We start from the raw sequence: 11992 nt of genomic DNA on the forward strand, positions 1-11992 counted from the left end.
AATCCCGGAGCCCGGGCTCAACGCCAGATCAGTTGCCAGAACCACATCGTCATCAGCGCCAGCACCCCGATGATCATCGCGGTGGCGTAGCTGTAGATGAAACCGGTCTGAGCGCGGCGGATGAAGCCGGAGAAAGTCGCCACCAGCTTGGCGGTGCCGTTCACCAACAGGCCGTCGATCAGCAACATGTCGCCCACCTTCCAGAAGAAGGTGCCCAGAGCGCGCGAGCCCTTGGCGAACACGGCGAAATAGATCTCGTCCAGGTAGTACTTGTTTTCCAGGATCTTGTTCACCAGGCTGAACTTCTGCTTGATGGCGGCCGGAATCTGCGGCGCCTTCATGTAGAAGAACCAGGCGGTGGCCACGCCGGCCAAGGCCAGCCACAGCGGCAGCGTGCTCAAGGAATGCACGCCCATGGCGGCGGCGCCGTGGAACTCGCGGGCGATCTCTTCCATCGCCGGATGCAGTTCGTGGTTGACGGCGATCACGCCCTTGAAGAAGTCGCCGTACAGCAGCGGCTCGATCGCGAAGTAACCGACCAGCACCGACGGAATCGCCAGCAGCACCAGCGGCAGGGTCACCACCCACGGGGACTCGTGCGGCTTGTCGTTCGGACCCAGACCATGGTGATGGTCGTGATCGTCATGGCCGTGATCGTGATGATCGTCCTTCTTCTCCATCCAGCGTTCCTTGCCGTGGAAGACCAGGAAGTACATGCGGAAGGAGTAGAAGGCGGTGACGAACACGCCGGCGATCACCGCGAAGTAGGCGAAACCGGCCGCGGACAGATTGGACGCGTGCACCGCCTCGATGATGGAGTCCTTGGAGTAGAAGCCGGAGAAGAACGGCGTGCCGATCAAGGCCAGCGAACCCAAGAGCGAAGTCAGCCAGGTGATGGGCATGTACTTGCGCAGGCCGCCCATATTGCGCATGTCCTGATCGTGATGCATGCCAATGATCACCGAGCCCGCCGCCAGGAACAGCAGCGCCTTGAAGAAGGCGTGGGTCATCACATGGAACATCGCCACCGAGTAGGCCGAGGCGCCCAGCGCCACGGTCATATAGCCCAGCTGCGACAGCGTAGAGTAAGCCACCACGCGCTTGATGTCGTTCTGGACCACGCCGAGGAAGCCCATGAACAGCGCGGTAATGGAACCGGCGACCATGATCACGTTCAGCGCGGTGTCGGACAGTTCGAACAGCGGGCTCATCCGCGACACCATGAAGATGCCGGCGGTCACCATCGTGGCCGCGTGGATCAGCGCCGAGATCGGCGTCGGGCCTTCCATCGAGTCCGGCAGCCAGACGTGCAGCGGGAACTGCGCCGATTTGCCCATCGCGCCGATGAACAGCAGGATGCAGGTCACGCTCAGCAGCGACCATTCGGTGCCCGGAATCAGGCTGATGGTCTTGTTAGCCAGCGCCGGAGCGGCGGCGAACACATCGCTGTAGTTCAGCGAGCCGCCGAAGTAGGCCAGCACCAGGCCGATGCCCAGCAGAAAGCCGAAGTCGCCGACGCGGTTGACCAGGAAAGCCTTCAGGTTGGCGTAGATCGCGGTCGGACGCTTGAACCAGAAGCCGATCAGCAGATAGGACACCAGGCCCACCGCTTCCCAACCGAAGAACAGCTGGATGAAGTTGTTGCTCATCACCAGCATCAGCATCGAGAAGGTAAACAGCGAGATATAGCTGAAGAAACGCTGATAGCCCGGGTCTTCCTGCATGTAGCCGATGGTGTAAATGTGCACCATCAGCGACACGCTGGTCACCACCACCAGCATCATCGCGGTCAGCGAATCCACCAGGAAGCCTACGGAGAATTCGTAGCCTCCCACCGTCAGCCAGGTGTAAACCGGACCGTTGAACACTTCAGCCTGCCCGGTCAGGAAGGCGTGAAGCACCTTGAGCGACAGCGCGGCGGACAGCGCCACGCCGGCTATCGTCACGACGTGCGAAGCGCGCCGGCCGATGGCCCATCCAAATAGGCCTGCAATGATGGAACCCGCCAGCGGGGCGAGTGCAATCAGCAGGTATAAGCTCTTCATATCCATGCTTGTGTGCTTTGTGTAGGTTCCGGTTTGCCTTAGCCTTTGAGGCTGCCCAAGTCTTCAACGTTGATGGTGCGCAGATTGCGGAACAGCACCACCAGGATGGCGAGACCGATCGCGGCTTCGGCCGCGGCCACCGTCAGGATGAAGAATACGAAGATCTGGCCCGCCGTATCCGACAGGTAATGCGAGAACGCGATGAAATTGAAGTTCACCGCGAGCAGCATCAGCTCGATGGCCATCAGCAGCACGATCAGATTTTTCCGGTTCAGGAAAACGCCCAGCACGCCGATGGCAAACAGGATTGCGGCCAGCACCAGGAAGTGAGTCAGTGTCAGCACATTTCCTCCCTTATGTTGATTGGCCGTCAGGCCTGTTGCTTACCGGATTCGGCCTCGGAGGCCTCCTCCACCGTGGATTCTTCAGCAGGCTGTTCGGCCTGCATCTTCACCAGACGCACGCGGTCGTTGCGCTTGACCTTGACCTGCAGCGCCGGATCGATAGCTTTGGTGTCCTTGCGGCTGCGCATGGTCAGACCGATGGCGGCCACCATGGCCAGCAGCAGCACCACCGCCGCCACTTCGAAAGGCAGCAGATACGTGGTGTACAGCTGGCGACCCAGCACTTTGACGTTGCTGAAGTCCGCCGCCAGCGGCGCGGCCGCCTGGTAGGCGTCCAGCCGCGCGCTGGGGCTGGCCAGAATCATCGCCATTTCAAACACCATGATGATGCCGACGGCGGCGGCGACCGGAAGATTCCTCCAGAAGCCCTCGCGCAGTTTCTCGATGTTGATGTCCAGCATCATCACCACGAACAGGAACAGCACCATCACCGCGCCCACATACACCACCACCAGGGTGATGGCCAGGAACTCGGCTTCCATCAGCAGCCACAGGCCGGCGCTGTTGAAGAAGGCCAGCACCAGGAACAAGGCCGCGTGAATCGGGTTCTTGGCCGTCACCACGCGGATGCCCGCGAACACCAGGATGGCGGACAGAACATAGAAGACAAACAGTGTGAAGTTCATGACCCCCCCTTAGCGATACTTGGCGTCGGCCGCCTTGTTGGCGGCGATCTCGGCCTCGTACTTGTCGCCGATCGCCAGCAACATCGGCTTGGTGTAGTACAAGTCGCCACGTTTTTCGCCGTGGTATTCGAAGATGTGGGTTTCCACGATGGCGTCCACCGGACAGGCTTCCTCGCAGAAGCCGCAGAAGATGCACTTGGTCAGATCGATGTCGTAGCGCGTGGTGCGGCGGGTGCCGTCGTCGCGCTGCTCGGACTCGATGCTGATCGCCATCGCCGGGCACACCGCCTCGCACAGTTTGCAGGCGATGCAGCGCTCTTCGCCGTTGGCGTAGCGGCGCTGCGCGTGCAGACCGCGGAAGCGCGGCGAAATCGGCGTCTTCTCTTCAGGGAACTGGACCGTGATCTTGCGGGCGAAGAAGTAGCGGCCAGTGACCATCAGGCCCTTGACCAGCTCCACCAGCAGGAAGGTCTTGAAAAAGTTTCGGATCGAATTCATCTTTTCACCTATCCCCGTCTCAGTGCCACAAGGACAGCGGGGTCATCATCCAGACGCCCACCACCAGGATCCACACCAGGGTCACCGGGATGAACACCTTCCAGCCCAGACGCATGATCTGGTCGTAGCGATAACGCGGGAAGGTGGCGCGGAACCACAGGAAGCAGAACAGCACCATGGCCACTTTAAGCGCCAGCCAGAAGAAGCCGCCCGCGCCCAGAATGCCCCAGGACGCCGGGAACGGCGACAGCCAGCCGCCGAGGAACAGCAGCGCGGTCAGCGCGGCGACCAGGATCATGTTGGCGTATTCGGCCAGGAAGAAGATGGCGAAGGCCATGCCCGAGTACTCGACGTGGAAACCGGCGACGATCTCGGATTCGCCCTCGGCCACGTCGAACGGCGCGCGGTTGGTTTCGGCCACGCCGGAGATCAGGTAGACCACGAACAGCGGGAACAGCGGCAGCCAGTTCCACGACAACACGGAACCGCCGGCCATGCCCTGCCCTTGCTGCTGGACGATCTCCACCAGGTTCAGGCTGCTGGACACCATCAGCACGCCGATCAGCGCGAAGCCCATCGCCAGTTCGTAGGACACGATCTGGGCGGCGGAACGCATGGCGCCGAGGAAGGAGTACTTGGAGTTGCCCGCCCAGCCGGCGATGATCACGCCGTACACGCCCATCGAGGTCAGCGCCAGGATGTAGAGCAGCGAGGCGTTGACGTTGGCCAGCACCAGCTTGTCGGTGAAGGGAATCACCGCCCAGGCCGCCAGCGCCGGAGCGATGGACAGCACCGGGGCCAGCAGGAACAGGCCCTTGCTGGAGTTGGTGGGCAGGATGATTTCCTTCATCAGCAGCTTGACCGCGTCGGCGATCGGCTGCAGCAGGCCCAGCGGGCCTACCCGGTTGGGGCCGATGCGGATCTGCATGAAGCCGATGACCTTGCGCTCGGCATAGGTCAGGTAGGCGACGCACAGCAGCATCGGCAATACGATGGCGATGATCTTCAACAGGGTCCAAACCACGAGCCCCGCGTCAGTGCCAAGAATACCTTGCAAGAACTCCATGCTTTACCCCTGGGTGATCTCGATAGCGTCGAACATGCCGCCCAGCGCCAGCGTGGCCGCGTGAGCGGTGGCGATGCGGACCGTATCCTGCGGCAGGCTGTCGTCGGCGACGATGCGCACGCGCGCCTGGCCGGAACCCTGGCTCAGCAATGCGGTGCTGTCGACGGCGATGCCCAGCTTCTGCAGCAGGCCGCTGTGGGCGGAAGCCACCGGCTCGGCCGCGTCGCGGGTCTGTTGCAGCGACTCGGCGCGGCGGCAGACGGCGTCGGCCTGGTACAGCGGCACTTCGCCGATGCGCGCCACGCCGGCGGCCGCGGCGGCCGCGACGTTCAGCGGGCTCAGCGCATTGTTCAGGCGCGCGGCGATGTCGCCCTTGGCCAGCAGCTCGGCGCGCACTTCCTCGGCGCTGTTGAAGTCGAAGCCGGACAGATTCAGCATATTGCCCAGTACGCGCAGCACTTTCCAGGCCGGGCGGGCTTCGCCCAGCGGACGCACCACGCCGTTGAAGCTCTGCAGCTTGCCTTCCATATTGACGAAGGAGCCGGCGGTCTCGGAGAACGGCGCGATCGGCAGCAGCACGTCGGCGTAATCCAGCAGGCCCTGGCCCTTGAACGCGGTCAGCGCGATCACGGTGGCGGCCTGCTTCATCGCGGCGACGGCGGCTTGCGGGTTGTAGCTGTCGAACTCGACTTCAGTGTTCAGCAGCACGTAAGCCTTCTTCGGCTGGGCGATCATCGCGGCGGCGTTGGCGCCCGCGCCTTGCGGCAGCGCGCCCGCCAGTTCCGCGCCCACGCTGTTGGCGGCCTCGGACAGCACGCCGAAGCGGGCGCCGCTCAGGCGAGCGATCTCCTGCGCCACGGCCAGCAGTTGGCTGAACGCCGGATGGTGTTGCGCCACGTTGCCCAGCACCACGGCGGCGGTTTCCGCGCCGCTCAGGCTCTCGGCGATGCGGCGCGCCTCGGCGGACACTTGCACCGCGGACAGATCGACGGCGGTTTCGCCGCCCTTGATCTCGGCCACGGCCTTCAGCACCTGGGCGAAGCCGTTGACCAGCGCCAGCGGCGATACGATCAGCTTGGCGTTGATCTTGATCAGCAGCTCGTCGTCGGCGACATGGATAATGTTAAGCTCGCTGCCTTTCTTGGCCGCGGTGCGCAGACGCGAGGTCAGCAGCGGCTGTTCCTTGCGCAGCGTGGAGCCGACCACCAGCACCGACTTGGCCGCGACCAGATCGGCAATGCCGGAACCCAGCCACTCGGCGCCCTGCTTGGCCGCGTCGGCGGCGAAGTCGCTGCGGCGCAGACGGTAATCAATGCTTTCCACGCCGAAGGCGCGCGCCAGCTTTTGCGCCAGATGCAGTTCTTCGGTGGTGGAGTGCGGGCTGGTCAGGAAGCCGATGGCGTCCTTGCCGTGATCGGCGGACACGCCGTTCAAGCCCTTCACCACGTAGTTCAACGCGGTTTCCCAGTCGGTCTCGTGCCACTGGCCGTCGAACTTGATCATCGGCAGCTTCAGACGCTCGGCCGAGTTCAAGCCCTCGTAGGAGAAGCGGTCGCGGTCGGCGATCCAGCACTCGTTGATGGCCTCGTTTTCCAGCGGCAGCACGCGCATCACTTCATTGCTCTTGACCTGAACGATCAGGTTGGAGCCCAGGCCGTCGTGCGGGCTGACCGATTTGCGGCGCGACAGCTCCCAGGCGCGGGTGCTGTAGCGGAACGGCTTGGAGGTCAGCGCGCCCACCGGGCACAGATCGATGACGTTGCCGGAGATTTCCGAATCCACGGTCTTGCCGAGGAAGGGCAGAATCTCGGAGAACTCGCCGCGATGAGCCATGCCGATTTCCTGGAAGCCGCCGACTTCCTCGGTAAAGCGCACGCAACGGGTGCAGTGAATGCAGCGCGACATTTCTTCCGCCGAGACCAGCGGGCCCATGTCCTTGCCCACCACCACGCGCTTTTCTTCCTGATAGCGCGAGGAGGAGTTGCCGTAGCCCACGGCCAGATCCTGCAACTGGCATTCGCCGCCCTGGTCGCAGATCGGGCAATCCAGCGGATGGTTGATCAGCAGGAATTCCATCACGCCGGCCTGGGCCTTCTTGGCCATGTCGGAGTGGGTATGGACCTTCATGCCGTCGGTCACCGGGGTGGCACAAGCCGGCAGCGGCTTGGGCGCTTTTTCCACTTCCACCAGACACATGCGGCAGTTGGCCGCGATGGACAGCTTCTTGTGGTAGCAGAAGTGCGGAATGTACGTGCCCACCGAGTGGGCCGCTTCCATGACGGTGCTGCCTTGCGGGACCGTCAGTTTTTTTCCGTCGATTTCGATTTCAAGCATCGCTCAACACCATTTGTGGTCCACCAAGGTCTTTCCGTGTTCGATCGCGTACTCGAACTCGTGACGGAAATGCTTGGTGAAACTGCGAACCGGGAACACGGCGGCGTCGGCCAGCGCACAGATGGTGCGGCCCGCCATATTGTTGCCCACGGAATCCAGAAGCTCCAGATCGCCCGGACGGCCCTGGCCGTTGGCGATGCGATGGATCACGCGGTACAGCCAGCCGGTGCCTTCGCGGCACGGCGTGCACTGGCCGCAGGATTCTTCATGGTAGAAGTAGGCCAGACGCTCCAGCGCCTTGATCATGCACACGTCTTCGTTCATCACGATGACGGCGCCGGAACCCAGCATCGAGCCGGCTTTGGCGATGCTGTCGTAGTCCATCGTGCACTGCATCATGACGTCGGCGGGCAGGATGGGCGCGGACGAGCCGCCCGGGATCACCGCCTTGAGCTTTTTGCCGTCGCGCATGCCGCCGGCCATTTCCAGCAGTTCGGAGAACGGGGTGCCCAGCGGGATTTCGTAGTTGCCCGGACGGTTCACGTGGCCGGACACCGAGAACAGCTTGGTGCCGCCGTTGTTCGGCTTGCCCTTTTCCAGGAAGGGCTGCGCGCCGTCGCGGATGATGAAGGGCACCGAGGCGAACGATTCGGTGTTGTTGATGGTGGTCGGCTTGCCGTACAGGCCGAAGCTGGCCGGGAACGGCGGCTTGAAGCGCGGTTGGCCCTTCTTGCCTTCCAGCGATTCCAGCAGCGCGGTTTCCTCGCCGCAGATGTAGGCGCCGTAGCCGTGATGGGCGAACAGGTCGAAGTTGAAGCCGGAACCCAGAATGTTCTCGCCGAGGAGGCCCGCCTTGCGCGCTTCGTCCAGCGCTTCTTCGAAACGCTCGTACTCGGCGAAGATTTCACCGTGGATGTAGTTGTAGCCGGCCTTGGTGCCCATCGCGTAACCGGCGATGATCATGCCTTCGATCAGCGAATGCGGATTGAAGCGCAGGATGTCGCGGTCCTTGAAAGTGCCCGGCTCGCCCTCGTCGGTGTTGCACACCACGTATTTGTCGCCCGGGAAGGAGCGCGGCATGAAGCTCCACTTCAGGCCGGTGGGGAAACCCGCGCCGCCGCGGCCGCGCAGGCCGGAATTCTTCACTTCGGCGATCACGTCTTCCTGGGCCATCTTGCTGTCCAGGATGCGGCGCAGCGCCTGGTAGCCGCCGCGCGCCTCGTAGGCGCTCAGTTGCCAGCAATGGGGGTCGGAAGTGTCGACGCCATCGAAAATCACGCCATTGACGAAGATTGCCATTATTTCAGCTCCGCCAGTTTCTTATCGATTGCTTCGGGCGTCATGAAGCTGCACATCTTGTGGTTGTTGACCAGCAAGACCGGCGCGTCGCCACAGGCCCCCATGCACTCCCCTTCCAGCAAGGTGTACTTGCCGTCGGCGCTGGTTTCGCCGATGGCGACGCCCAGCTTCTTGGAGATGTACTCGGCGGCGTTGACGCCGCCGGACAAGGCACAGGGCAGGTTGGTGCAGACAGTGATCTTGTACTGCCCAACCGGCTTCATGTCGTACATATTGTAAAAGGTGGCGACTTCGTACGCGGCTACCGGCGGAATCTGCAGGTAGTTGGCGACGAACTCGATCACCTCGGTATTCAGGCAACGCTCCTCCGGAGCGGAGCCCGCTTCGCGACGTTCAGTCAGCGCGATGCGCAAGGCGCCCATCACCGCGGACCGTTTCTGGTCGGCGGGATATTTGGCGACTTCGCGATCGATTTTGGCTAGCGATTCAGCGGACAGCATCAGCGGTCAATCTCCCCAAACACGATATCCTGCGTACCGATGATGGCCACCACGTCGGCGATCATATGGCCCTTGGCCATCTCGTCCAGCGCCGCCAGGTGGGCGTAGCCGGGCGCGCGGATCTTCAGGCGGTACGGCTTGTTGGCGCCGTCGGACACCAGGTAGACGCCGAACTCGCCTTTCGGGTGTTCGGTGCCCACATAAGCCTCGCCCTCCGGCACGTGCATGCCTTCGGTAAACAGTTTGAAGTGGTGGATCAGGTCTTCCATATTGGCCTTCATGCCTTCGCGCGAAGGCGGCGCCACTTTATGGTTGTCGGTGATCACCGGGCCCGGGTTCTTGCGCAGCCATTCCACGCACTGGCGGATGATGCGGTTGGACTGACGCATTTCCTCGACGCGCACCAGGTAGCGGTCATAGCAATCGCCGTTGACGCCCACCGGGATGTCGAAATCCAGCTTGGAATACACATCGTAGGGCTGCTTCTTGCGCAAATCCCAGGCAATGCCGGAGCCGCGCAGCATCGGGCCGGTCAGGCCCAGGTTCAGCGCGCGCTCGGGCGTCACCACGCCGATGCCGACGGTGCGCTGTTTCCAGATGCGGTTGTCGGTCAGCAGGGTCTCGTACTCGTCCACATAGCCCGGGAAGCGCTGGGTGAACTCGTCGATGAAGTCCAGCAGCGAACCCTGGCGGCCTTCGTTGCGGCGGGCCAGTTCGCGGGCGTTCTTGATCTTGGAGACGGTGTACTGCGGCATGCTGTCCGGCAGATCGCGATACACGCCGCCGGGACGGAAGTAAGCCGCGTGCAGGCGCGCGCCGGACACCGCCTCATAGCAGTCCATCAGGTCTTCGCGTTCGCGGAAGGCGTACAGGAACACGGTCATCGCGCCGATGTCGAGGCCGTGCGCGCCAATCCACAGCAAGTGGTTCAGCAGACGGGTGATCTCGGCGAACATCACGCGGATGTATTGCGCGCGTTCCGGCACTTCGATGCCCAGCAGCTTCTCGATGGACAGGCAGTAAGCGTGCTCGTTGCACATCATGGACACGTAGTCGAGACGGTCCATATAAGGCAGCGACTGGATGAAGGTCTTGCTCTCGGCCAGCTTTTCGGTGCCGCGGTGCAGCAGGCCGATGTGCGGGTCGGCGCGCTGGACGACTTCGCCGTCCAGTTCCAGCACCAGGCGCAACACGCCGTGCGCGGCCGGGTGCTGCGGGCCGAAGTTGAGGGTGTAGTTACGGATTTCAGCCACCGTAGTTCTCCTCGCGAATGATGCGCGGCGTGATTTCGCGCGGCTCGATGGTCACCGGCTGATAGATCACGCGCTGTTGTGTCGGGTCGTAACGCATTTCCACGTGACCGGACAGCGGGAAGTCCTTGCGGAACGGATGGCCGACGAAACCGTAGTCGGTCAGGATGCGGCGCAGGTCGGGGTGGCCGTCGAAAACGATGCCGAACAGGTCGAACGCTTCGCGCTCGAACCAGTTGACGCCGCTCCAGACGCCGACGACCGAGTCGACCACCGGGAAGGCGTCGTCTTCGGCGAACACGCGCAGGCGGATGCGCTGATTGTGCTTGACCGACAACAGGTGGTAGACAACGGCGAAGCGCGGACCGTCCCATACCTCGTCGCGGTATGCGCTGTAGTCCACGCCGCACAAATCGATGCATTGCTCAAAAGACAGGTCGGCGTGATCGCGCAGCGTGGTCGCCACGGCGATCAGATCCGCCGCCTTGCATACAATGGTCAGCTCTTCCAGAGCCAGCGTGCTTTGCACGAGCTTGTCGCCCAGCGCCTGCTGCACAGCCGACCCTAACGCTTCCATTTTCTTGGAGGCCATAAGTTTCTACCTTAGCGGGCGATGGTGTTGGTGCGTTTGATCTTGTTCTGCAGCTGAATGATGCCGTACAGCAAGGCCTCTGCAGTTGGCGGACAGCCGGGCACGTAGACGTCGACCGGCACGATGCGATCGCAGCCGCGCACGACTGAATAGGAATAATGATAATAGCCGCCGCCGTTGGCACAGGACCCCATCGAGATCACCCAGCGCGGCTCGGCCATCTGGTCGTAAACCTTGCGCAGGGCCGGAGCCATCTTGTTGCACAGCGTGCCGGCCACGATCATCAGATCGGACTGGCGCGGGCTGGGACGGAACACGATGCCGAAACGGTCCAGGTCGTAGCGCGCCGCGCCGGCGTGCATCATCTCGACCGCGCAACAGGCCAGACCAAAGGTCATCGGCCACAGCGAACCGGTTCGGGTGTAATTGATGAGCTTGTCAGCCGTCGTGGTGACAAACCCCTTCTCCAGAATACCTTCTACTCCCATTCCAGAGCTCCTTTTTTCCACATGTAGACGAAGCCCAGGGTCAATACTCCCAGGAACTCCACCATGACGCCCAGACCATAGGTCCCCAGCTCCTTCAACACCACCGCCCACGGCAGCAGGAAGGCGACCTCGAGGTCGAACAGGATGAAGAGGATGGCTATCAGATAATAGCGGACGTCAAACTTCATGCGGGCATCTTCGAAAGCCTCGAAGCCGCACTCATACGGAGACAGTTTCTCAGGATCGGGACGATTGGGAGCCAGCAGTTTGCCCAATAAAATAGGGCCTACGCCGACCAACAGTCCGACCATGACAAACAGCAGAATGGGAAAGTAATTTTGCAGCATTTCCCGTACACCCCCACAAAAAAGGGGGTTACCCCCCTTGGCTCCAAATAAAACAGGCCACCGGAGTCCCGGTGGCCTGTTTTTGAATGGTGGTGCCGACAGTGAGACTCGAACTCACACAGCTTTCGCCACTACCCCCTCAAGATAGCGTGTCTACCAATTTCACCATGTCGGCACAGCAAGCTTTAATTGTTACTCCGGTATTTTCGATGCCGTACCCGAAGCTTTATCGCTAGGCACACCGGCCGGGATTTGCGGTGCAACCTGTTCAACCTTGGTCCCCATTACGCCCAAATCGCTTTTTCCGCCCCCAGACAGAAAAACCAGAGCAAGGGAAGTCGAGAAGAACACGGCCGCTGCGACAGCGGTTGTCCTACTCAAGAAATTCGCAGAACCAGACGCGCCGAACAAGCTACCGGAAGAGCCGCTACCGAAAGCCGCTCCCATGTCCGCGCCTTTGCCGTGCTGCATCAAAACCAGCACGATAATAGTCCCTGCAGACAGGATATTTACAATCCAGATAAGCGTCTTAATAAGTTCCAT

At 62.0% G+C, this 11992-nt stretch carries 13 protein-coding genes and 1 tRNA gene; all 14 read right to left on the bottom strand.

The window, feature by feature from the left end:
- Positions 1-17: 17 nt before the first annotated feature.
- On the bottom strand, positions 18-2051 hold the full coding sequence (gene nuoL, locus DB032_RS16280) for an NADH-quinone oxidoreductase subunit L (protein ID WP_107800398.1): 2034 nt from the start codon (positions 2049-2051) through the stop codon (positions 18-20).
- 32 nt (positions 2052-2083) lie between these two features.
- Positions 2084-2389 (bottom strand): NADH-quinone oxidoreductase subunit NuoK, encoded by a 306-nt coding sequence (gene nuoK, locus DB032_RS16285; RefSeq protein ID WP_019102195.1) that lies wholly within the window; start codon positions 2387-2389, stop codon positions 2084-2086.
- A gap of 26 nt (positions 2390-2415) precedes the next feature.
- Positions 2416-3075, bottom strand: coding sequence for an NADH-quinone oxidoreductase subunit J (locus DB032_RS16290; RefSeq protein WP_107800399.1), 660 nt, complete (start codon positions 3073-3075; stop codon positions 2416-2418).
- Between the two features lie 9 nt (positions 3076-3084).
- Complete coding sequence (gene nuoI / locus DB032_RS16295; RefSeq protein ID WP_019102197.1) at positions 3085-3573, bottom strand: NADH-quinone oxidoreductase subunit NuoI; 489 nt, start codon at positions 3571-3573, stop codon at positions 3085-3087.
- Positions 3574-3592: 19 nt separating this feature from the next.
- Positions 3593-4639: an NADH-quinone oxidoreductase subunit NuoH gene (nuoH, locus tag DB032_RS16300; protein WP_048413406.1), complete on the bottom strand. Its 1047-nt coding sequence runs from the start codon at positions 4637-4639 to the stop codon at positions 3593-3595.
- 3 nt (positions 4640-4642) lie between these two features.
- Positions 4643-6973, bottom strand: coding sequence for an NADH-quinone oxidoreductase subunit NuoG (nuoG, locus tag DB032_RS16305; protein WP_107800400.1), 2331 nt, complete (start codon positions 6971-6973; stop codon positions 4643-4645).
- A gap of 3 nt (positions 6974-6976) precedes the next feature.
- Positions 6977-8272 (bottom strand): NADH-quinone oxidoreductase subunit NuoF, encoded by a 1296-nt coding sequence (gene nuoF, locus DB032_RS16310; protein WP_107800401.1) that lies wholly within the window; start codon positions 8270-8272, stop codon positions 6977-6979.
- Positions 8272-8772, bottom strand: a complete 501-nt coding sequence (gene nuoE / locus DB032_RS16315; RefSeq protein WP_107800402.1) for an NADH-quinone oxidoreductase subunit NuoE — start codon at positions 8770-8772, stop codon at positions 8272-8274. Before nuoE ends, nuoF begins: the two co-directional genes overlap by 1 nt.
- Positions 8772-10025 (bottom strand): NADH-quinone oxidoreductase subunit D, encoded by a 1254-nt coding sequence (locus tag DB032_RS16320; protein ID WP_107800403.1) that lies wholly within the window; start codon positions 10023-10025, stop codon positions 8772-8774. Before DB032_RS16320 ends, nuoE begins: the two co-directional genes overlap by 1 nt.
- The gene (locus DB032_RS16325) at positions 10018-10614 is read right to left on the bottom strand and encodes an NADH-quinone oxidoreductase subunit C (RefSeq protein ID WP_107800404.1); all 597 of its coding nucleotides are present in this window, start codon (positions 10612-10614) and stop codon (positions 10018-10020) included. Before DB032_RS16325 ends, DB032_RS16320 begins: the two co-directional genes overlap by 8 nt.
- Positions 10615-10625: 11 nt before the next feature.
- Complete coding sequence (locus DB032_RS16330) at positions 10626-11102, bottom strand: NADH-quinone oxidoreductase subunit B family protein (protein ID WP_019103471.1); 477 nt, start codon at positions 11100-11102, stop codon at positions 10626-10628.
- On the bottom strand, positions 11093-11449 hold the full coding sequence (locus DB032_RS16335) for an NADH-quinone oxidoreductase subunit A (protein WP_019103472.1): 357 nt from the start codon (positions 11447-11449) through the stop codon (positions 11093-11095). Before DB032_RS16335 ends, DB032_RS16330 begins: the two co-directional genes overlap by 10 nt.
- 90 nt (positions 11450-11539) lie before the next feature.
- Positions 11540-11624: transfer RNA gene (locus DB032_RS16340), tRNA-Leu, on the bottom strand.
- A 17-nt stretch (positions 11625-11641) separates the two neighbouring features.
- On the bottom strand, positions 11642-11992 hold the full coding sequence (secG, locus tag DB032_RS16345; protein ID WP_107800405.1) for a preprotein translocase subunit SecG: 351 nt from the start codon (positions 11990-11992) through the stop codon (positions 11642-11644).

Origin of the sequence: Chromobacterium sp. Panama (assembly GCF_003052555.1) — a bacterium.
Lineage (GTDB): Bacteria > Pseudomonadota > Gammaproteobacteria > Burkholderiales > Chromobacteriaceae > Chromobacterium.